General features: G+C 71.4%; 18 protein-coding genes. 4 read left to right on the top strand and 14 right to left on the bottom strand.

The window, feature by feature from the left end:
- Positions 1-9 precede the first annotated feature (9 nt).
- Complete coding sequence (locus tag WMF17_RS22615) at positions 10-822, top strand: peptidylprolyl isomerase (RefSeq protein ID WP_437651209.1); 813 nt, start codon at positions 10-12, stop codon at positions 820-822.
- 78 nt (positions 823-900) lie between these two features.
- Here WMF17_RS22615 and WMF17_RS22610 read toward each other — a convergent pair whose 3' ends face one another.
- Positions 901-1,875 carry a lamin tail domain-containing protein gene (locus WMF17_RS22610; RefSeq protein ID WP_437651207.1) on the bottom strand — a complete coding sequence of 325 codons (975 nt, stop codon included), beginning with the start codon at positions 1,873-1,875 and terminating at the stop codon, positions 901-903.
- Positions 1,876-2,110: 235 nt separating this feature from the next.
- On the opposite strand from WMF17_RS22610, the gene WMF17_RS22605 reads away from it, so the two are divergent.
- The gene (locus WMF17_RS22605; RefSeq protein ID WP_437651206.1) at positions 2,111-2,563 is read left to right on the top strand and encodes a hypothetical protein; all 453 of its coding nucleotides are present in this window, start codon (positions 2,111-2,113) and stop codon (positions 2,561-2,563) included.
- Positions 2,554-4,233 (top strand): putative metal-binding motif-containing protein, encoded by a 1,680-nt coding sequence (locus tag WMF17_RS22600; protein ID WP_437604153.1) that lies wholly within the window; start codon positions 2,554-2,556, stop codon positions 4,231-4,233. The genes WMF17_RS22605 and WMF17_RS22600 overlap by 10 nt, the downstream gene beginning before the upstream one ends.
- A 64-nt stretch (positions 4,234-4,297) precedes the next feature.
- Here the strand turns inward: WMF17_RS22600 and WMF17_RS22595 are convergent, their stop codons facing one another.
- The 12 genes from WMF17_RS22595 to WMF17_RS22540 form a co-directional block, all read right to left on the bottom strand.
- Complete coding sequence (locus WMF17_RS22595; protein WP_437604152.1) at positions 4,298-5,284, bottom strand: hydroxymethylglutaryl-CoA lyase; 987 nt, start codon at positions 5,282-5,284, stop codon at positions 4,298-4,300.
- Between the two features lie 40 nt (positions 5,285-5,324).
- Positions 5,325-6,767, bottom strand: a complete 1,443-nt coding sequence (gene purF / locus WMF17_RS22590) for an amidophosphoribosyltransferase (RefSeq protein WP_437604151.1) — start codon at positions 6,765-6,767, stop codon at positions 5,325-5,327.
- 293 nt (positions 6,768-7,060) lie between these two features.
- Positions 7,061-7,744: a hypothetical protein gene (locus WMF17_RS22585; protein ID WP_437604150.1), complete on the bottom strand. Its 684-nt coding sequence runs from the start codon at positions 7,742-7,744 to the stop codon at positions 7,061-7,063.
- A 115-nt stretch (positions 7,745-7,859) separates the two neighbouring features.
- A complete protein-coding gene (locus tag WMF17_RS22580) occupies positions 7,860-8,333 on the bottom strand; it encodes a cyclic nucleotide-binding domain-containing protein (RefSeq protein WP_012236950.1) in 474 nt (157 codons plus the stop codon).
- A gap of 68 nt (positions 8,334-8,401) precedes the next feature.
- Positions 8,402-9,430, bottom strand: coding sequence for an energy transducer TonB (locus tag WMF17_RS22575; RefSeq protein WP_437604149.1), 1,029 nt, complete (start codon positions 9,428-9,430; stop codon positions 8,402-8,404).
- A gap of 19 nt (positions 9,431-9,449) precedes the next feature.
- Entirely contained in the window at positions 9,450-9,953 is a 504-nt protein-coding gene (locus WMF17_RS22570; RefSeq protein ID WP_437604148.1) for an ExbD/TolR family protein, read from the bottom strand.
- Entirely contained in the window at positions 9,953-10,717 is a 765-nt protein-coding gene (locus WMF17_RS22565) for a MotA/TolQ/ExbB proton channel family protein (protein WP_437604147.1), read from the bottom strand. Before WMF17_RS22565 ends, WMF17_RS22570 begins: the two co-directional genes overlap by 1 nt.
- 63 nt (positions 10,718-10,780) lie before the next feature.
- Positions 10,781-12,004 carry a tRNA pseudouridine(13) synthase TruD gene (truD, locus tag WMF17_RS22560; RefSeq protein WP_437604146.1) on the bottom strand — a complete coding sequence of 408 codons (1,224 nt, stop codon included), beginning with the start codon at positions 12,002-12,004 and terminating at the stop codon, positions 10,781-10,783.
- Between the two features lie 58 nt (positions 12,005-12,062).
- Positions 12,063-12,383 carry a hypothetical protein gene (locus WMF17_RS22555; RefSeq protein WP_437604145.1) on the bottom strand — a complete coding sequence of 107 codons (321 nt, stop codon included), beginning with the start codon at positions 12,381-12,383 and terminating at the stop codon, positions 12,063-12,065.
- A gap of 58 nt (positions 12,384-12,441) precedes the next feature.
- Positions 12,442-14,043 carry an HAD-IG family 5'-nucleotidase gene (locus WMF17_RS22550; RefSeq protein ID WP_437651204.1) on the bottom strand — a complete coding sequence of 534 codons (1,602 nt, stop codon included), beginning with the start codon at positions 14,041-14,043 and terminating at the stop codon, positions 12,442-12,444.
- A gap of 429 nt (positions 14,044-14,472) precedes the next feature.
- Positions 14,473-15,321: an SDR family NAD(P)-dependent oxidoreductase gene (locus tag WMF17_RS22545; RefSeq protein WP_437604143.1), complete on the bottom strand. Its 849-nt coding sequence runs from the start codon at positions 15,319-15,321 to the stop codon at positions 14,473-14,475.
- Positions 15,322-15,679: 358 nt separating this feature from the next.
- Positions 15,680-15,994 carry an Mpo1-like protein gene (locus WMF17_RS22540; protein ID WP_437604142.1) on the bottom strand — a complete coding sequence of 105 codons (315 nt, stop codon included), beginning with the start codon at positions 15,992-15,994 and terminating at the stop codon, positions 15,680-15,682.
- Positions 15,995-16,177: 183 nt separating this feature from the next.
- On the opposite strand from WMF17_RS22540, the gene WMF17_RS22535 reads away from it, so the two are divergent.
- Complete coding sequence (locus WMF17_RS22535; protein WP_437604141.1) at positions 16,178-18,142, top strand: sigma 54-interacting transcriptional regulator; 1,965 nt, start codon at positions 16,178-16,180, stop codon at positions 18,140-18,142.
- A gap of 69 nt (positions 18,143-18,211) precedes the next feature.
- Here the strand turns inward: WMF17_RS22535 and WMF17_RS22530 are convergent, their stop codons facing one another.
- Entirely contained in the window at positions 18,212-19,753 is a 1,542-nt protein-coding gene (locus tag WMF17_RS22530) for a Glu/Leu/Phe/Val family dehydrogenase (protein ID WP_437604140.1), read from the bottom strand.
- Between the last annotated feature and the right edge of the window lie 27 nt (positions 19,754-19,780).

Raw genomic sequence — 19,780 nt, 5'->3', positions numbered from 1 at the left:
CGTTGACCGATGATCGCTCGAACCCTCGCCAATCAGTCCGTCGCCACGCTCGCCGCGCTGGCGATCCTCGCCGGATGTTCGAAGACCCCGGAGCCCACGGCCGAAGAATCGCCGAAGCCGAAGACGACGACGCCGGCGTCGACGGGGATGGCCGGAGGCAAGGCGGAGAAGACGAAGGAGAAGACGGAGAAGGAGCGCCCCCCGCCGCAGCGGCGCAAGGTCGCCGCGAAGCCGGTCGCCGAGGTCAAGCCCAGCGAGGACGACCCGGTCAAGGGCAAGTGGACGCTCGAGGACGCCACCAAGGGGCTCCCGGCGGGCAAGGCGCTGACGGCGTCGATCGAGACCGATCTCGGCACGCTGTCCTGCAAGCTGTTCGACGACAAGGCGCCGATCACGGTGGCCAACTTCGTCGGCCTGGCGCGCGGGATCAGGCCCTGGAAGACGCCCGAGGGCACCTGGGAGAAGAAGCCCGCCTACGACGGGACGATCTTCCACCGCATCATCAAGGGATTCATGATCCAGGGCGGCGACGCGAAGAAGAACGGCACCGGCGAGGCCGGCTACGTGATCCCCGACGAGGTCTGGGAGGACGGTAGCCACGACCGCGCGGGCCTCCTGTGCATGGCGAACCGCGGCAAGAACACGAACTCCGCGCAGTTCTTCATCACCGACGCGGCGGCGTTCCACCTCGACAACGGCTACACCATCTTCGGTGAGTGCGGGCCCGAGGAGCTCGTCCACAAGCTCGCCAGCGTCGAGGTCAAGGGCGAACGCCCGGCCAACCCGCCGGTCATCAAGAAGGTGACGATCACCCGGCAGTGATCGCGTCCCGGCGCTCGCCGCGCCGAGCTCGCGCTCCCGCCGCCGCGCGGCGAGGGGCCGAGCTCGGAGGGGAGGTGGCTACTCCTCGCAGTCGCTCGCCTCGCCGGGCGACGGCGAGGACGCGGTGAAGCTGACGTCGAGCCACTCGCTCGTCTCGTCGTGCCCGCTGATGCCGTTGCCTTCGGTCAGGAGCTCGCCGATCTCACGATCGCTACAGCGGACGATGCTCTCTCCGTCGCCGGGGGCCGCGGCGGGCCGCTGGCTGTTGCGCGCGGTGTCGTCGGCATAGCCCCTCTTCCCCGTCTTGTAGGCCATCGCCGAGTTCCCCAGCTCCTCGCCCCAGATGACGTAGTCGATGTCCTTGAGCGGGCTGCCTTCCGTCCCGTCCCACTCGAAGAGGATCACCATCTCCCCGCTGTCGGTGAGCAGCCCGCCGGCTTGCGCCCCGAGGGCGCCGTTCGTGGGCGCGATCATGGGCGGCACGTCGCTCCCCCCGCAGGGGATGGCCGTCTCGTCAAGCGCGAAATCGGCGCACCGATCGAACGCGAGCTCGAACCCCTCGTCGCTCGCGAGCACGAGGTATGCCCCTGGGCCGATCATGGTCCCGGGAGGGAACTGGACGAGGAAGTCCGTCCCTGCGCTGCCGACGGGCGCCCAGGGTTCACCCTCGGTGAGGGCATAATAAACGGTGTTGTCCGAAAGGTAGTAGTTGGTGAGGTCGACCGCAACCTCGGTCGGGTTCCAGATCTCGATGAACTCGGCCGCTCCAGGCCGGACGACGACCTCCGAGATCAGCAGGTGGCCTGCGGGCTCGCCGGGGACCTCGCCGCCGCCGCCGCCGCCTCCGCCCGCGCCGCCGCCTCCGCCCGCGCCGCCGCCGCCGCCGCCGGCCTCACCGCCGCCGCCGCCTTCGCCCGTGCTGCTCGAGGTGGTGCTGGAAGAGCTCGCCCCGCCTCCTCCGGTCGCGTCGTCGTCGCCGCAAGCCATGAGGTGAGCGAGCGTCAGAGGGGAAGCCGCGAGGAGCGCGATACTGAGCAGGTTGCGTTTGTGCATTGTTGAGAGATACATCAGAGCGCTGGCCAACAGGCAAGTGGGATTGCAGCCTGGGGGAAAGGATCCACCTCTCGCGATCGCGTCAGGACGCTGCCCGCTCTGCCAAAGGCGTGGCGGGCGCGCGAGGAATCGATAGCATGACGCCATGCGACGCTGCTTCTCGCTCTTCCTGACACTTCTCTGCGTACCGCTCCCTGGGCTGGGCCTCGCCGTCGGTTGCGGACAGACAGTCATCGTGGACGATCCATCCGCGGACGGCGGGGGGGGCCAGGCTGGCGCGCCCCCTGTCCCGGGCGTCGGGGGGGGCGGCGCGGGCGCGGTAACGGACCCGCTCGAGGAGTACGAGGACCCCGGCTGTCCCGACACGGGGCCGCCGCTCACGGATTTCGCGTGCGATCCCTACGATCAGTCGAGCGGCTTTTGCGCCCCCGGAGAGGGGTGCTTCATCTTCGTGCGGTATCCGGACGAGCCGTGCGGGCAAGAGATCTACGGCGCCTCCTGCGCGCCGGCCGGCTCCGGCGGACAGGGCGATCCGTGCTGGGAGGGGTGCGGCGCCGGGTTCGCCTGTGTCGTGACCGGCTCGGGCACGCAGTGCGTGGGGCTCTGCGCGCTCAGCGGCGACGACAACTGCGGTCCGGGGCTCGTGTGCGAGCCGATCGACGTCGAGGGGATCGGCGGATGCCTGTGACGAAGCGCTCCGTGGATCGGCTCGCGCATCGGAGGTCGGCCCTGGCGCTGGTGCTGCTCGGGATCGCCTCCGGCGGCGCCGCGCTCTCGGGGGGGTGCGGGGCGCGGACGGGGCTGAACATCCCGCCGCCCGCGCCGGAGTGCGAGGTGGACGCCGACTGCCCCGGCGTCGAGGACCTCTGCGCGCCGGTGGTCTGCCAGCTGTTCGAGGCGGGGCAGTCCGGCGGCGGCGCGGCGCCCTCGCCCGGGGGCGCGACGGGCGGCGCGGCGGGCCGGCGCGGCGGGACGTGCGTCGCGCTGGCGCCGGTCGACTGCGACGACGGCGATCCGTGCACCCGCGACACCTGCGAGAGCGCGACCGGGGCGTGCAGCTACGGGCCGTCGACGCTCGACAGCGACGGCGACGGCTTCCGCGCGCCGCTGCCCGGCACGAGGCCCGGCGAGCCGCTCTCGTGCGGCGACGACTGCGACGACTCGAGCGCCGCGGCCTTCCCCGGCGGGCAGGAGATCTGCGACGGGGTCGACAACGACTGTGACGGCACGGTCGACAACGGGGCGCGCTTCGTGGCGCGCGACGCGGACGCGATCCGCATCTCGGGCGACATCGCGCCGGCCGGCTCCGGCGGCCTCGCCTGGAGCGGGACCTCGTATGCGGCGCTCTACACCGGGACCGCGCGGGGCTTCAACTTGTACCGCTCGATGATCAGCGCCGACGGAGAGCCGCTCGCGCCGGGCGAGGAGATCATCACGCCGAAGAACGGCGACGCCTCCGGCGGGCCGATCGTGTGGGTCGGCGATCGGTACGGCGCCGCCTGGCAGGACCGGCGCGACGGCGACTACGAGGTGTACTTTTCCCTGCTCGACGAGAACGGCCAGAAGGTGGAGGGCGGCGATCGGCGGCTCACGAACGCCCCCGGCTTCTCGGTCAACGTCGCGCTCACGTGGACCGACGCGGAGTTCATCCCCGTCTGGCAGGACGAGCGCACCGGCGCCTTCGACCTGTTCGCCCAGCGCATCGACATCGACGGCAACCTGATCGGCGACAACGTCCGGCTCACCGACGCATCGCTCGGCTTCCCGAACGAGGCGCCCGCCGCGGCCGCGGGCCAGGGCGGCATCGGCGTCGCGTGGTCCACGGGCGACGCGGTCACCCACCTCATCCAGTTCCGGACGTTCGACGCTGAGCTCGAGCCGATCTCGGAGGTCGTCACGCTCACGAGCGGCGAGACCGACGCGGTCTATCCGACGGTGGTGTGGAACCGCGACCGCTACGTCATCGCGTGGTTCGACAAGTCGGCGAGCCCCAAGGGCATCTATGCCGCCGCGGTCTCGGAGCGCGGTGAGATCCTCGCGCAGCCCACGGCGATCTCGAACCCTGGGTCGTTCCGCTCCCGGTATCCGTTCCTGCGCCCGCTCGGCGATCGGCTGCTCGCGATCTACTCGGACGATCGCGATCAGAACGACGGCTACGAGCTCTACGCGGTCACGGTGAACGCGGCGCTCGCGCCGATCAGCGCCGAGCAGCGGCTCACCTTCGCGCGCCGCGACAGCATCGGCCCGGTCGCGACGTTCGGGCCGGAGGGCGACGTGGGCATCCTCTTCCGCGACGATCGCGAGGGCGGCGAGCACCACGTCTTCTTCACCCGGCTCGCCTGCATCGCGGGCGACTGACGGCGCTCGGGGCCGAGCGCGTGCTGACCTCGGGGCCGAGCGCGGCGTCGGCTCGGCGCCGCGCTCAGCCCCGGGTCGGCAGGCGGCGCAGCCGGAAGGGGCCGGCGCGGTGGACCTTGCCCGGCAGCGGGCGGCCGATGACCTGCTCGGCGACGTTGCCCGCCTCGATGAGCTTGTCGAGATCGACGCCGGTCCGGACGCCCATCCCGTGGAGCATGAACACGAGATCCTCCGTCGCCATGTTGCCGGCCGCGCCCGGCGCGTAGGGGCAGCCGCCCACGCCCGCCACCGACGCGTCGAAGTCGCGCACGCCGAGCTCCAGGCCGATCAGGATGTTCGCGAGCGCCGTGCCCCGCGTGTCGTGCAGGTGGAGCGCGAACCGCTCGGGCGGCATCGCGTCCAGGAAGCGGCGGACGATGTCGTGCGTCTGCCGCGGCGTGCCGATGCCGATCGTGTCGCCGAGCGAGACCTGGTAGCACCCGAGCTCGATGAGCCGCTCCGCGATGCGCACGACGCGGGCGGGATCGACGTCGCCCTCGTACGGGCAGCCCCACACGGTCGAGACGTAGGCGCGGACGGCGACGCCCGCCTCGCGCGCCGGAGGGACGATCTCCGAGAACACCGAGAGCGTGTCGTCGATCGACCTGTTGACGTTGGCGCGGTTGTGCGCCTCGCTCGCGCTCAGGAAGACGGCGATCTCGCGCAGGCCCACCGCGAGCGCGCGCTCGAGGCCGCGCGCGTTCGGGCACAGGGCGCTGAAGGTCACGCCAGGCTCGGCCGAGAGCGTCCTCGCGAGCTCCTCGGCGTCGGCGAGCTGCGGGACCCACTTCGGCGAGACGAAGCTCGTGATCTCGATCCGGCGGAGGCCGGCGGCGACGAGCGCCGCGATGAGCCGCCGCTTGCCCTCGAGCGGGATCATCGCCGCCTCGTTCTGGAGCCCGTCCCGCGGGCTCACCTCGTAGATCGAGACCTCGTCGGCGACGCGGGCGAAGAGCGGCGGGGCGGAGGCGGCGCGATCCGCGCTCGAGTGCTCGGCGGTGCCCTCGGTCATCGGCAGACCCTCAGCGCCAGAGCGCGGCAGCGCGGCAGCGTCAACCGCTCACCATCCGGAGCTGCCTGTTCGGCGCGGCCGGCGTGAAGGGGATCGGGTAGTTGCCGGAGAAGCACGCGTGGCAGTAGCTGTCCGCCGACGGCCGCGCGGTGGTGGCGTCGCCCTCGCGCTCCTCGATCGACCGCACGCTCTCGACCATGCCCTCCAGCGACAGGTACCCGACGCTGTCGGCCGTCAGGTAGCTGCGGATCTCGTCCACGGAGTGGCTCGAGGCGATGAGCTCCGATCGCGTCGGCGTGTCGACTCCGTAGTAGCAGGGCCAGCGCGTGGGCGGGCTCGAGATGCGGACGTGCACCTCGCGGGCGCCCGCGTCGCGGATCATCTTGACGATCTTCCGGCTCGTCGTCCCGCGGACGATCGAGTCGTCGACGACGACGACCCGCTTGCCCTGGATCACCGCCCGGTTCGGGTTGAGCTTGAGCCGGACGCCGAAGTGCCGGATCGACTGCTGCGGCTCGATGAACGTGCGGCCGACGTAATGGCTGCGGATGAGGCCCATCTCGAAGGGGGCGCGCGCGCGGTCGGCGAAGCCGATCGCCGCCGGCACGCCCGAGTCGGGCACGGGGATCACGACGAGATTGTCGCCGGACTCGATCGGCTGCTCCATGGCCAGGCGCCGGCCGAACGCCTTGCGGACCTCGTAGACGCTCACGCCCTGGATCGTCGAGTCGGGGCGGGCGAAGTAGACGTGCTCGAAGATGCAGAGCTTGCGCGGCTCGGGCGCGAAGGGGAACTCGGAGCGGACCCCGTCCGCGTTGATGATCAGCATCTCGCCCGGGGCGACGTCGCGCACCTTGCGGGCGCCGATGAGGTCGAACGCCGTCGACTCGCTCGCGACCACGTGGGCGACGCCGCCGTCGCTCATCGGCATCTCGCCCAGGCAGAGCGGCCGGATGGCGCGCGGGTCGCGCACGGCGACGAGCTCGCGCTCCGTCAGGAAGAGCAGCGAGTACGCGCCCTCCACCTGCTTCAGCGCCTCCGCGATGCGGTCGCGGAGCTCTTGCTTCTTGCTCATCGCGATGAGGTGGACGATCGACTCGGTGTCGCTCGCGGTCTGGTAGATCGAGCCGCGCGCCTCGAGCCGCTCGCGCAGGGCCTCGTGGTTCGTGAGGTTGCCGTTGTGCGCGACCGCGAGCGAGCCGCGCGCGTAGTCGACGCCGAGCGGCTGCGCGTTCTTCAGGTGCGAGCCGCCCGCGGTGGAGTAGCGGACGTGGCCGATGGCGCGATCGCCGGGCAGCGCCGCGAGATCGGACGGGGTGAAGCCGGACTGCACCCGCCCCATGGCGCGGTGGCCGAAGAGGCGCTCCCCGTCGCTGCTGACGATACCCGCAGATTCCTGCCCTCGATGCTGGAGCGCGTGCAACCCGAGGTAGGCCATGTTGGCCGCCTCGGGGTGGCCAAAGATTCCGAACACACCGCACATGCCGCCTATCTAGTACGAAAACGGGGCATGACCCACCATCATGGCGATCTGTCGTCATGATGAGGCGGCCGAGCGCCGGCGCCGAGCTCTGGGCGGACGCTGGTGCGAGATCAGGGCACGGGCAGGCACGCAGACCGATCGCGCCCGGAAGGTAAGCGGGCTAACGAATCGGTGGCGTTGCGGGGCGCCAGGATCGCGAAATTCCTCGGTATTTCGCTGCTGGGCGAGGAAGGCGCGTCAGGGACGCCGGTGCTGGACGAGGAAGGCGCGTCAGGAACGCCGGGTAACTCCCATTATTTCGGGATGTTCCAGAGCTTCTCGATGATCTTGGTTTCCATGGCGTCGCCGTGGCACGTGCCGCACTCCATGTCCTCCTTGTTCGCGCGCGAGATCTTGTATTGGTACTCCTCCTCCATGAACGTCTGCAGGGCCTTCTTGTCCTTGCGGTTCAGGACGTGCTCGTTCCCTGCGTGACAGCTGTCGCAGAAGAGGGTGCCGCCGCTCTCGCTGCGGAGCGGCATCACGAAATTGCGCCACATCTCGCGGGCGACCTTCATGTCCCGCGTCTCTTTCTTGAAGTCGCCCTCGGCGTGGCAGCCCTCGCAGGTGTCGAGGCCGAGCGCCTTCTGGAGCAGCGGCATCACCTTCTTCTTCTGCGCGGCCGGGAGCTTCTCGAGCGCGGGGATCTTCTTGAGGTTGATCCCGATCTTCTTCAGATCGGCCTCGAACTTTGTCGCCTGGAGCGGCGTCGACTTGGCGGGCGCCTTGTCCGCCTCGCCCTTGTCGGCCTCCGCCGTCTTCTCCGGCTTCGCGGGCTTCTCGCCCTCCGCGCCGGCGGTCGCGGCGCCCTCGCCCGGGCTCGACTCTCCGTCGAAGTCGTCCTTGTCGGCCGCCGTCTCGGGCGGCGGCGTGGCGGAGCCACATGCTCCTGCGAAGGCGCCCATCCAGAGCGCAAGGGCGAGCGCTGCGTGCTTCATCCTGGCTGCCATACTCCTCCAAAGGAACGTTGATCGTGAGCAGAGCGCGGCTTCCCGTGCAGCAGGGCGCGCCGCCTGGGCGCGCTCCCACGGTCGCCGGGCGATCAAGCGTACTCTACTCGAATTTGCCCGAGACAGAGAGGAACGTGAGCTTGTTGTTGGTCTCGCGGAGCCGCTGGACGAGCATCCGGACGACGTTCCAGAGGACCTCGTACGCGAGCTCTTTGTGCAGGAAGAGCAGATCCTCGAACGCGTCCTTCGACACGGTGAGCAGCCGGCAGCGCTCGTGGACGCGCGCGTCGGCGGAGCGGGGGGCCTCGTCGAGCAGCGCCATCTCGCCGAACACCGCGCCGGGGCCGAGCACCGCGAGCGCTTCCTCGCCGATCCCGGCGATCTCGCGGCTGATCCGGACCTTGCCTTCGAGCAGGATGTAGAGCTTGTCGCCCGGATCCCCGTGCTGGAAGATCTTGGTGCCGAGGGCGTGCGTCTCCTCGCTCGCGACGCGCGAGATGAGCTCGAGCGCGGCCGGAGTGAGGCCCTTGAACAGGGGAACCTTCGAGAGCTGCTCGATCCGTTCGGGGACGATCACAAGCTGCCGCGGAGAATAGCCGAGGCGCCGGTCGCAGAGCGAATTTTCAGGCAGCTCTCGGTGAGACCCTAGCGCGTGAACGTCACCGTGATGGGCGGCGTCGTGGCGGCGATCGGCGATCCCGCACGATCCTTGCCGGGGGTGTAGCGCCGGCTGAGCGCGCACATGCGCGCGGAGCGACCGAAACCGTGTCCGGGATCACGGACGACCTTGACGGACAGCGGGCTGCCGTCGGGTCGCACCGTGATCATGAGGACGACCTTCGCCTGATCGATCTGGTCGACGTCGGCCTCCGGAGGGAAAGGACAGTTCCAGTTGCTGCTGCCGACGAGGCCGGGCGGGGCCGAGAGGTCCGGGCCCACGGCGGCCGGAGGCGGCGGGACCGGAGCGCCCGTGCCCTTGCCGCCGACGACGCCCCCGACCTTGGCGTTCGGGTTGAAGGTGGGGGACTTCGCCGTGCCCGCGCCGGCCACCTGGCCGTAGCCGACGCCCTGGCCCTCGCCGCTCGCGATCCCGCGATCGGTCATGTCGAGGACCTCGTCCGGATCCGGCTCGCGCGTGAGGACCTTCGCCGCCTCGGCGGCGGCGGGGGGCGGCTCGTAGGGGTCGTCCTTGGGCGGCGGCGTGTTCGCCTGCGGAGGCGGCGCGACCTTCGGGACGGGCTCGGGCTCGGGCGCCGGCGGCTCGGGCTCGGGCTCGGGCTCGGGCGGCTTGGGCTCCTCGGCCTTCGGCGGCGTGAGGTCGATCTCGTAGATCGCCCAGAGGTAGTCGTGGATGCCGACGCGCATCTCCTCGACCACCTGCCGCATGTCGCGCAGCGACCCCGAGACGATCGCCCGGGCCGAGGCCGCGCTGTGGCTGGTGAGCGCCAGCGTGACCCCGAGGAAGGCGCCCACGCGCGAGGCGCGGTCGCCGAGCGCGAGCACCGCGGCGAGCGGATCCGCGGCGCGCCGCCGGTCGCCGGCGGGACCCGGGGCCGGCGCGGCGAGCGCGGTCGGGGGCCCCTTGGCGCCCCCGGGATCGGCGCCGCCGCGCTTGTCTCGGCGGCGCCCGTCGTGAAGCGCCCCCGCGGCGCGATCGCTCGTGGCCTGGCTCATAAGCTCTCGCTCGGCGCGCTCAGGGCGCGGGGCTCGGTGTGGCCGGCGCGGGGGCGGCCGGGGGAGGCGCGGCCGGGGCGCCGGGCGCCGGACCGGGCGCCGCGCCGGGCTCGGGCGCGATCGGCGTCACGCCGAACGCGATCTTGGAGACGCCCGCCTGCTTCAGCAGGTCGAGCGCGCGGATCACCCGGCCGTGCGGGACCGTCGTGTCGGCGCGGATCACGGCGCGGAGCTCCGGGTTCTTCGCCTGGGCCTCGCGCGCGATCGGCAGGATGGCGTCCTCGCCCGCGAGCTTCTTGCCGTCGGCGAGCGTGTCGCCGTTCGCGTGCAGCTCGAGCCCGAAGATGAGCTGCACCTCCTGCCCCTGCGCCGCCTTCGGCAGGTCGAGCGGGAGCGACTGCGAGACGATGATCTTCGCGGTGACCATGAAGATGATGAGGAGCACCAGGGTGATGTCGACGAGCGGCGTGACGTTGATGCCGCTGATCATGTCGTCATCGTCGTTGCGGCTCGTGGCGGCCATCAGCGCTCCTCCTCGCCCGCGCTGCTCTTCTTGCTCTCGTCCTGACGCGGCGCCCTCGCGGCCTTGCCGCGCGGCTCGGGGGCGGCGGCGGGCGCGGCCCCGGCGAACGCCGGGTCGATCTTGAGGTGCGCGAGCAGGACCCGCGTGAGCGCCTCGGTGTTGGCCAGCGTCGACTTGATCATCCGCTGGAAGAAGTTGTTCGCCGCGACGGCCGGGATGGCGACCGCGAGGCCGACCGCGGTCGCGACGAGCGCCTCGGCGATGCTCGACATGACCGCCTGCGGCGCCATCGACTGCGACGCGGCCTGCGCGACCGGCGCCTTCGCCGCCTGGCCGAGCGCGTCGAAGGCGCCGACGACGCCGATGACGGTGCCGAACAGCCCGATGAACGGCGCGTTGTTGCCGAGCGTGCCCAGGTAGGCGAGGCGCCGCTCCAGCTTCATGCGCTGGAGCGCCGCGGCGCCGGCCATCGCCTCCTCGGCCGCGTCGGGGCCCTGATGCGCCACCGCGAGCCCGGCCGAGACGACCGCGGCCTCGGCCGAGGGCGAGGCGTCCATCCGCCTGCGCGCCCCCTCGATCGAGTCGTCGAGGGAGGTCCGGAGATCCCGCGCGAGGACGGCGAGGTCGTCGCGGAGCGACCAGAAGAACCAGGCGCGCTCCAGGATGATGGCGACCGAGACGACGCTGAGGGCGATCATCAACCACATGACCCAGGCGGCCCCGAAGCCGACCATGATGCGCTGCAGCCACTCGACGAGGTTCATCTTGTTCCTTGGTGCCTTTCCGATGGGGTGGGGTGGGGTGGGGGAGCCGCGCTTCGAGAGGACCTACGGGTCGGCGCGGGGCTGCCCTTCCTCGACTGCGTCCTCCTCCTCCGGAGCGGGGGCGCCCGCCGCCCCCGGCCTGCCGACGGAGGGCTGGGGGGCGGAGGCGTCGACGAGCCGAAAGACTCGCCCAAGGACGGTGGTCGCGTAGCCGCCCTTCGGTAGCACAAACGAGACGACGATTCCTTGCCCTGCGCCCGGATCGCCCGCGGGCTGAGGCGCGCCGGCGTCCACCGCCGGCTCCCAGGCGACGGACACCTCCAGGCCGTCCACCTCCAGCCGCAGCGGGCGCCGCGTGCCTTCTCCGGCGTGGGCGAACGCGTCGAGCCTGCGCGGGTCGCCGATCGCCGCCGTGAGCACCTCGAGCTCCAGCGCGCCCGGGGCGCCCTCGGGCCAGCGCATTTTCCGGCCGAACATCGGGCCCGTCGCCGAGATCGCGAGCGTGGCGGCGCGCGCCTCGGCGTCCGCGACCTCCGGGCCCTCGAGGGGCACGAGGAACAGCCCGCCGGTGTCGCGCTTCTTGGCGAGATCGCCGGGGAGCACGGTGCTCCAGGTGCCGTCCGCCTCGCGGCGCGCGAGCACCTCGTTGAACCAGCGCGACTGGAGCGCCGAGAACAGCAGCCGCTGCTCGCGCCGGTCGCGGGGTCCGCGCTCCCGGCCCGCGAGCCACGCGAGCGCGCGCTCGGGGTTATCGCCGTTCCTCCCGAACCGCTGCGGGCCGAACGCGTTCGGTATGCCGGCGCGGCCGATCTCGGCGAGGCGGCGCTCGGCGAGCGGGAGCGCCGCCGGGGCGATGCCGCGGAGCGCGATCCGGAACCGGTTGCCGAGCAGGTGCCCCGGCTTGAGCTTGTTGTCGTGGCGGGCGACGGCGAGGATCTCGATCCCGGGCAGCTCGGCCTGCTCGAGCAGGGGCGCGGGATCGCGCGCGAGCGGGAGCTGGAACGAGGCGGTCTGCGTGGTGATCGCGTGCCGGTCCTTCATGCCGGCGAAGCCGGTGCTGCCCGGGTCGGCCCCGAGCGCGAGCGCGATGGCCCGCACCGCGTCGGGCGTGGTGCGCCCCGTCTTGCGGAAGGTCACGAACACGTGCTCGCCGCGGCCGCTGGGGGCGTAGGCGGGGAGCTCTTCGACGACGAAGTCCGCCGGCGAGCTCCGGAGCACGGCCGTGGGAAGGTCGCCGGGCGGGCCCGCGGCCGCGAGGTCCGCGACGGGCGGGACGGTGGTTGTCATAGGGAGCGCCAGCGTGACCCAAATCGCCCCGGCGTCCAGAGGCGAACGCGCGCTGCCGCTACCTGGGCCCGGAGGAGCCGCCGACGCCACCGCCGCCGGGTACGGGGCTCTGCACGGTCGCGCACTCCTCGTCGCCCGTGTCGACCGTGGTGACGTCGTAGCAGCAGAGCTCACCGTCGAAATCCGCCTCGCTGTCGATGGACTCGACCGAGCTCAGGCAACCGGGGTTCTGGAAGAACACGTACGCGTCCTCGCTGGACGGGCATGCCCCCTCGAGCTCGGTCCAGTGAAAGCACGCCCGCTTGCCGCAGCCGGCCGAGAGGAGGAGGGCGGGGGGGACGAGCGCGAGGATCAGCGGGCGGAGGCTGGCGATGCTCATGGCGATCTCGGGGAGCGGCGCCCGCGCGCGGGCGCGGAGGTGCGGTGGACCCTGGCGATCAGAGCTCGTGCGGCATCAGGTCGCGCGGGCTCCGGAAGTACTGCAGCGGCGAGTAGGCGAGCAGGTTCGAGACGCGCGACGTGTAGATGCACGCGTACTCCTCGACCTGATCGCCGAAGCTGGACGTCTCGTTCGCCTCCTTGAGCAGCGAGCCCCAGTAGGGGTGGAAGCGACGGGCGATCTCGCGCTCCAGCTTGCCGACCTCGGCGTCGACGGCCCGGAGCTGGCCGCGGATGCGCTCGACCGCGCGCTTCGTGCGGCCCCGCTCGGCCTCGTAGAACGACGTCGCGTAGTCGATCTGGACGTGGCCGCCGGCCGCCCCCGCGAGCAGCGGGCCTCCGCCCCCGTTGGTCGCGCCGTTCTTCTTCTGCTGCTCCTCCTCGATCTTGCGGGTGAGGTCCTTGTAGCGCTGCTGGTAGAAGCGGAGCTGGTCCTCGAGCTCCTCGCGGCGCCCCTCGAGCAGCGCGCTCTCCATGTGCTCGCGGCGGCACGACTCGTGGGCGGCGACCTCGGCCTCCATCTCCTGGATGATCATCGCCGTGCGCCACGCGCTCTCCTTCTTGGAGCGGAGGATGTCGCCGTAGATGTGATCGCCCACGTAGAGGACGCGATCGCCGGAGATGTTCAGGAACTTCTCGAAGTCGTGGAGGTTGCCCCCCTCGTAGACGGTGCCGCGCTCGAGCGGCGCCGTGGCGGGGCGGACCTCGGCGCCGTCGCGGATGAGCAGCGGGCGGCGCTCCTGGAAGAACGCCGGCTTCTGCGCGGCGACGACCAGGACGTCGAAGTAGTGCCGGAAGCTCGGGTACTCGGGCATCGCGTCCCCGAGCAGGTACGTCATCATCTTCTCGGTGAACGGCCAGCGCGAGTTCGTCAGCAGGAAGAGCTTCTTGCCCGCCGAGCGGAACTTGTGGAGCGTCTGCGCCAGGTTCGGGTCGCGCTGGACGAAGCGCGGCAGGTCCGAGAGCACGACGTCGAGGATGGTGCCGTCGCGGTGCGCCTCGTCGATGCACTCGCGGATGTCGGTGAAGAGCCGCGCGTAGTCGAGCGGGACGCCGCGCCCCTCGAGCGCGTCGACGATGCCGGCGTAGAGCGTGGCCTCGCTCAGCGCGTACAGCGTGTCGATCCAGTGGTAGCGGGCCGTGTTCGGCCGGATCTTGCGGTGCTGGTAGAGCGACCGGAGCTCGTCCTTCGTGAGCTCGCGCAGCCCGTGGTACCCGCGCTGGACCACCTTGAACCGGTCCATCTTGAGCACGTGGCCGAAGCGCTTGTCGATCAGCAGGCCGCGGATGGGGAAGTGGATCGGGTAGCGGAGGTGCCGCAGGAGATCCTCGGGGTAGCCGCGCGCGGCGAGCTTCGTGACGGTCCCCTGGATCGAGAGGTTGTCCATCTCGGTCTGGTCGTAGATCGCCAGGGTGTAGTCCATGTCGAAGCCGACCCAGTCGACCCCCGCGAGCTTGAGGTTGCGGTTGACGAAGACGCGCCGGGTCCGTGGGATGCGCGTGGGCTCGGTCTGGGGATAGAGCCCTCCGAGGGGGAGATCGAGCTGCTCGAAGAACACAGTGGGTCGACTATCGTATCCCACGCCCACGACGGGTACCAAGGGCCCTATCTCGACGAGCGCGTCGCGGCGTTGACACCGCGCGCCGCGCGCGGCGCCGGAAACCTGCGCCATGGTGCGCGCCCGTCCCGTCTTGTGCGATCGCGGAGGCGGACCCCCATCCGTCGCCGACGGGGACCTCGTTCGATGCTTCTCGCAGCGCCCCAGCCGGTCTCCCGCATGCCCCCCGTCCAGCGCTCCACGTCATGGTGGGTCATGGTGGCTCGGCATGCTGCGCCGCCGCGCCGAGCCGATGTACGCGGCGAACGGTCGTTCCAGGGCTCACGGCAAACTTTTCGCCGGAACATTGTGAGCTGTACACTTGCCCCTCGTGGACCCGGCGCATCCGGAGCAACGGCGACACGGTGCTCTCGATGATCGACGACCTGATCGAGCTCGGTCAGCCCGGCGGCCGCGCTCGGCGAGCTCGACTCAAGAAGCGGGGGCTCCGATGACGTCGGCCCGGGTGAGGCCGACGAGCCGCGAGCTCATCTCCCAGAGCCGCGCGGCCGCGTCGGCGTCCGTCGCCATCCCCTTGAGGGGCCTCACCCGGGTCCGCTCGAAGAAGGCGGGGCTCTCGGTGAGCGACGCGTCGGCCAGGATCGCGAGGAGGTTCGCGGCGGCCTGCGTCGGGGTCGCGCCCACGACGTCGATCAGCGCCTTGAGGACGCGAGAGCTCCCCTCGAAGAGCCCCGACCGCACGAGCCCGGGGTAGTAGCAGAGCACCTGGGCCCCCGTGCCCGAGAGCGCCTCCGAGAGCCGGTGCGCGGCGAGCACGAGCGCGAGCTTCGACCGCGCGGACGCGGCGAGGAACGAGTAGGAGCGCTTCGACATGAGGTCGTCGAAGTCGAGTCGGATGCCGTCCACCGGCGCGACAAGGTTGACCACGCGCGCGTCGCGCGCGGCCTTGAGCCGGCCGAGCAGCAGGTTCGACAGCAGGAAATGCGACAGATAGTTCACCTGGAACGTCATCTCGAGGCCGTCGGCGGACTCCGCGCGCTCGCGCAGGAACACCCCCGCGTTGTTGACGAGCAGGTGAACGACCCCGCACCGGTCAGCCACCTGCCTGGCCGCGGCGCGCACCGACGCGAGCCGGCCGAGATCGCACTCGACGAGGCTGACCTCTCCCTGCACCTTCAGCGCGGCGAGCTTCCTCGCGCCCTCGGAGCCGGTCCTGCGGCAGAGCACGGTCACCCGGGCGCCCTGCCGCGCCAGCGCAGATGCCGTCGCGAGCCCGATCCCCGAGGTGCCCCCGGTGATCACGGCGACTTTCCCCCTCATGCCTTGCGCACACCCCATCTCCCGTCTCCTCGTCTCGCCGTCATCGTCATCTCATCGCTGCGGCGGCGGGCCGGTAACGACGCTCCGGGAGCTTGTCGGCGACAGGAGCAGGCAGCGGGCACACGCCGAAGCGCCGAGACGGCGCGGCGCCCGCCGGAAACCCCGAAGAAGAAGAGTCGTCGTCCCCCGCCCGCGACACAGGTACGACCCTGCATGCATCACGTCAAGCGAGCATTACGCATCGCAGCAGGGGCGTGAAGTAGGTAATTCCAGATTTTCCTTGAATGCGCGGTCGGGTGTGTCCGCGTCACAGCCGTGCACGTGGGACGGCAGAGATGGCCGAGGCTGGAGCGGCGCGTCAGGGGGCGGGCGTCTCCTCGAAGACGCGCAGGCCATATTTCTCGAGACACCAGAGCACGCCGACGATCAGGCTCCGTTTGTCGTCCACGAACGACGGCTTCTTCCCCTCGAAGTAGTGACCCGCGAACTGGAAGCCCCAGCCTGCCGTGAACATCGCGGCCGCGAGCGGGAGGCCGATGAGGGTCGCGCCCACCGGGAAGCTCGCGACGATCAGCGGTATGCCCACCTTGTGACATGCCTGGTTGCGCGGATCCTGGTGGTCTTCCTTGTACCGGCGGAGCACCTCTGTCCATTCGGCGTTGAGACGGAGCATGCGACCACCTTACCACGCGGCCGCCGCGCGGGACGCGGGGCGCAGGGCGCGGGGCGCAGGCATGCGGCAGACCGAGCGTCCCGGCGCGCGTTCGTCGAAGACCGGCGGTGCCGTTGCTTCCCGGTTGCCGCTTGGAGCAATGAGGCGTAGTTGGGCAGTGTGAGCGGTCACAGAACCGGCCCCATGGCGACGACTGCACCGCTGTCATTCAAGACAGGGGAGCTCATTCAGGGCGCGCGCTCGGAGAAGCGGCGTGTTCTCCTGCTCGTTTACCATCGTGACGGCGTCGAGATGGCCCCGATGAGCCCCGGCGTCGGCGTCGTCGTCGGCAGGGAACCCCCGGCCGACGTCGTGATCCGGGACAGGAGCATCTCGCGCCGGCACGCGCGCTTCACCCTCGTGGGCGGCGAGGTCGTGGTCGAGGACCTCGGCTCGCGCAACGGGACGCGCATCTCGGGGCAGCGGGTCGAGAGCGGCGTGGTCAAGGCCGGGGACGAGGTGCTGCTCGGCGGCATCGTCGCGTCGGTGCACGTGCTCGCCGGCGGCGAGCTGCCGCCGTTCGGCCTGGAGGGCTCCGACGCGCTCCGCATCGCCCTGCAGGCCGAGATCGTGCGGTCCAGGTTCTTCAGCCGGAAGTTCGCGCTCGTCGTGGTCCGCTCGCTCGGCGCGCAGGCGAGCCACCTCCGCCACTGGGGGCTCCGCGTGCGCGAGGCGCTGCGGCCCGTCGATCGCGTCGCGTTCTACAGCGCCGACACCCTCGAGATCCTGCTCCCCGAGGTCACGCCCGAGCTCGCGGAGGAGCTCGCGAAGGCGATCGTCGCGCGCCGCGAGGGCGAGCCCATGCTGGTGTCGGGGGTCGCCGTGTTCCCCGACGCCGCGACCTCCACCGACAAGCTCATCGAGGTCAGCCACGAGGCGTCGCGGAGCGCGAGCCCCGCGGAGCCCGTGCGCCTCGCGGCCCCGGAGGGCGCGCTGCTCTACGTCGCGCCGAAGGTCGAAGGCGCCCGGCCGCCCGAGGAGGAGGGCGCCGCGAGCGCGGTGCCGGAGAGCCAGTGGGAGGCCGACGGCCACGTCCTCGCGACCAAGAGCCCGCTCATGCGATCGCTCGTCGAGGTGGCGCTCCGGGCCGCGCGCTCCTCGATCCCGGTGCTCCTGCGCGGCGAGACCGGGACGGGCAAGGAGGTGCTCGCGAGGTTCATCCACGACCGCAGCCCGCGCCGCGGCGAGCCGCTCATCTGCGTGAACTGCGGGGCGATCCCGGCGCTGCTCATCGAGAGCACCCTCTTCGGCCACGAGCGCGGCGCCTTCACCGGGGCGAGCCAGCAGCATAAGGGCGTCTTCGAGGCGGCCGCCGGCGGCACGGTCCTGCTCGACGAGATCGGCGAGCTGCCCGCGGCCGCGCAGGCCGCGCTCCTGCGCGTGCTCGAGACCAAGCGGGTGACGCGCGTCGGCGCGACAAAGGAGATCGAGGTCGACGTCCGCGTGATCGCGGCGACGCACCGCGACCTCGACGCGATGTGCGACGCGGGCACGTTCCGGCTCGATCTGCTCTACCGGCTGAACGCGATGACGCTGAACATCCCGCCGCTCCGCGCGCGCCGCGACGACATCGCGACGCTCGCCGCGGGCTTCCTGCAGCAGGCGAACGCGGCGAACCTCAGCAGGGTCCAGTCGATCACGTCCGAGGCGCTGGCCCTGCTGAAGAGCTACCCGTGGCCCGGCAACGTGCGCGAGCTCCGCAACGCGATCGAGCGGGCGGTGGTGATCGCGGAGGGCGAGGCGATCATGGCGCGCGACCTCCCGGAGCGGATCCGCGTGGCGGTGACCTCGCCCAGCTCGCCGCCCGCGACGTCGCGCGCCCACGGCCCCTCGCGCTCGTCCGAGCCCGGCATGCCGGCCCTGTCCCAGCGCCCGTCCGAGCCGCTGCTCTCGCGCGCGTCCGAGCCGACGTCGTCGTCGGCCCCCGCGGCGGGCGGCCTCAAGATGCGCCTGGAGCAGATCGAGGCCGATCTCCTGCTCGAGGCGCTGCGCGCGTCCGACTGGAACCAGACGGAGGCGGCGCGGCGCCTCGAGCTGCCGCTGCGGACGCTGCAGCACAAGATCAAGGTCTACGGCATCAAGAAGCTCGGGTACGGCGTCGCCCGGTAGCGCCGCCCGGAGGACGTCCGGCCAGGGACGGCCGGACGTCTGCGCCGCTTCGGCGGCCGGAGGCGCGGCCTACTGGGAGAACCCTTCCAGCATGTAGTGCGCCTCGATGCGCTTGAGCGCGAGCACCATCGCGGCGAGCCGCATCGGCAGGCGCTTGCCGAGGACGAGCCTCGTCGAGTCGTGATCTTCGGTGCGGCGCGGCCGGTCCTCCGCGATGTCGCAGATCAGGCGGTAGTTGCTCTTGATGGCGCGCTCGAGCCGCGTGTTCACCTCGCCCTCGGTCCAGTGCTCCATGCGCTTGTTCTGGATCCACTCGTAGTACGAGACGGTCACGCCGCCCGCGTTGCCGATGATGTCGGGGATGACGCTGATGCCGCGCTCCGCCAGCACCCTGTCCCCCTCGGTCGTGGTCGGGCGGTTGGCGCCCTCGGCCACGAGCTTCGCCTTGAGCCGCTCGGCCACCTCGCCGGTGATGGCGTCGCCGAGCGCGGCAGGGATGCAGATCTCCGCGTCGACGCCCCAGAAGTCGTCCCGCGCGATCGGCTGGGCCCCGCCGTAGCCGGCGACCGACCGCCGGAGGTTCTGCGGGTTCTCGCTGACATAGGCCATCAGCGCGCCGACATCGATGCCGTTCGGGTCGGCCACCGCGCCGTCGGCGTCCTGGACCGCGACGCACCGGGCGCCCATCCTGCACAGGATCTCGGCGGCGGCGGAGCCGACATTGCCGAAACCCTGCACGATGAAGCGCACCCCGGCGAGGGAGGCGCCGCGCTGCGCGTACCAGTCCTCGATGCAGTACGCGAGCCCCTGGCCGGTCGCCCTGGCACGCCCCTCGGAGCCGCCGATGCGCACGTCCTTGCCCGTGACGACGCCGCGGTGGTTGTGCCGCTCGCGCTCGCCGTCGCTGTACTGGCGCAGGAGCCACGCCATCACCTCGGCGTTCGTGCCCACGTCGGGCGCGGGGATGTCGACGTTGGGCCCGATGAGCTGCTTGAGCCGGTACATGTACCGGAGCGAGATCGCCTCGAGCTCCTCCTTGCTGTGCTCGCGCGGATCCATGCGAATACCGCCCTTGGCGCCGCCGAACGGGACATGCGCGATGGCGGTCTTCCAGGTCATCTCGGCGGCGAGCGCGTTGAACAGGTCGAGCGACACGGCCTTGTGGAAGCGGAGCCCTCCCTTGTAGGGCCCCCTCGCCTGGTTGTGCTGGACCCGATAGGCCTTGAAGCGGACGAACTCGCCGGGCTGGATCCGGTAAAGCCCCTGGTCGGCGAGGCGGATCACGCCGTCCTGCACGTGGATCGAGCCGCTCCGGAGCGCCTCGGGGCGGAGGATGAGCTTGCCGTTGAAGAGCGGGGTGATGGCGGCGCGGTTCGGGATCGTCGACGCGGGGAGCCGTTCGTAGGTCGCGGCCGCCTCCCCGCGGAAGGGGACGAGGCGGTCCTGGAGCTGCGTGGTGATGTAGAAGATGTGCTCGTAGTCGGGCTGCTCGAGCTCCAGCCGGATGCGGGGAGCCAGGCCGATGAGATCCGCGGCCGTGTGAAACACCGCCATGGACTCACCGAAGGTGTTGGTCTCCGGCTCGCGCTCTAGGAGGGGGGCGTCTTCCATCGCCGTATGCTGCCTCGACCGCGCGGC

This window comes from Sorangium sp. So ce362, assembly GCF_051519845.1.
GTDB lineage: Bacteria > Myxococcota_A > Polyangia > Polyangiales > Polyangiaceae > Sorangium.
This window is presented reverse-complemented; position numbering and strand designations above follow the sequence as displayed.

Coding starts and splice junctions, on each gene's coding strand:
- WMF17_RS22615 (WP_437651209.1), top strand. CDS start 10: ATGATCGCTCGAACCCTCGCCAATCAGTCCGTCGCCACGCTCGCCGCG.
- WMF17_RS22610 (WP_437651207.1), bottom strand. CDS start 1,875: ATGCACAAACGCAACCTGCTCAGTATCGCGCTCCTCGCGGCTTCCCCT.
- WMF17_RS22600 (WP_437604153.1), top strand. CDS start 2,554: ATGCCTGTGACGAAGCGCTCCGTGGATCGGCTCGCGCATCGGAGGTCG.
- WMF17_RS22595 (WP_437604152.1), bottom strand. CDS start 5,284: ATGACCGAGGGCACCGCCGAGCACTCGAGCGCGGATCGCGCCGCCTCC.
- purF (WP_437604151.1), bottom strand. CDS start 6,767: ATGTGCGGTGTGTTCGGAATCTTTGGCCACCCCGAGGCGGCCAACATG.
- WMF17_RS22585 (WP_437604150.1), bottom strand. CDS start 7,744: ATGAAGCACGCAGCGCTCGCCCTTGCGCTCTGGATGGGCGCCTTCGCA.
- WMF17_RS22575 (WP_437604149.1), bottom strand. CDS start 9,430: ATGAGCCAGGCCACGAGCGATCGCGCCGCGGGGGCGCTTCACGACGGG.
- WMF17_RS22570 (WP_437604148.1), bottom strand. CDS start 9,953: ATGGCCGCCACGAGCCGCAACGACGATGACGACATGATCAGCGGCATC.
- WMF17_RS22565 (WP_437604147.1), bottom strand. CDS start 10,717: ATGAACCTCGTCGAGTGGCTGCAGCGCATCATGGTCGGCTTCGGGGCC.
- truD (WP_437604146.1), bottom strand. CDS start 12,004: ATGACAACCACCGTCCCGCCCGTCGCGGACCTCGCGGCCGCGGGCCCG.
- WMF17_RS22555 (WP_437604145.1), bottom strand. CDS start 12,383: ATGAGCATCGCCAGCCTCCGCCCGCTGATCCTCGCGCTCGTCCCCCCC.
- WMF17_RS22545 (WP_437604143.1), bottom strand. CDS start 15,321: ATGAGGGGGAAAGTCGCCGTGATCACCGGGGGCACCTCGGGGATCGGG.
- WMF17_RS22540 (WP_437604142.1), bottom strand. CDS start 15,994: ATGCTCCGTCTCAACGCCGAATGGACAGAGGTGCTCCGCCGGTACAAG.
- WMF17_RS22535 (WP_437604141.1), top strand. CDS start 16,178: ATGGCGACGACTGCACCGCTGTCATTCAAGACAGGGGAGCTCATTCAG.
- WMF17_RS22530 (WP_437604140.1), bottom strand. CDS start 19,753: ATGGAAGACGCCCCCCTCCTAGAGCGCGAGCCGGAGACCAACACCTTC.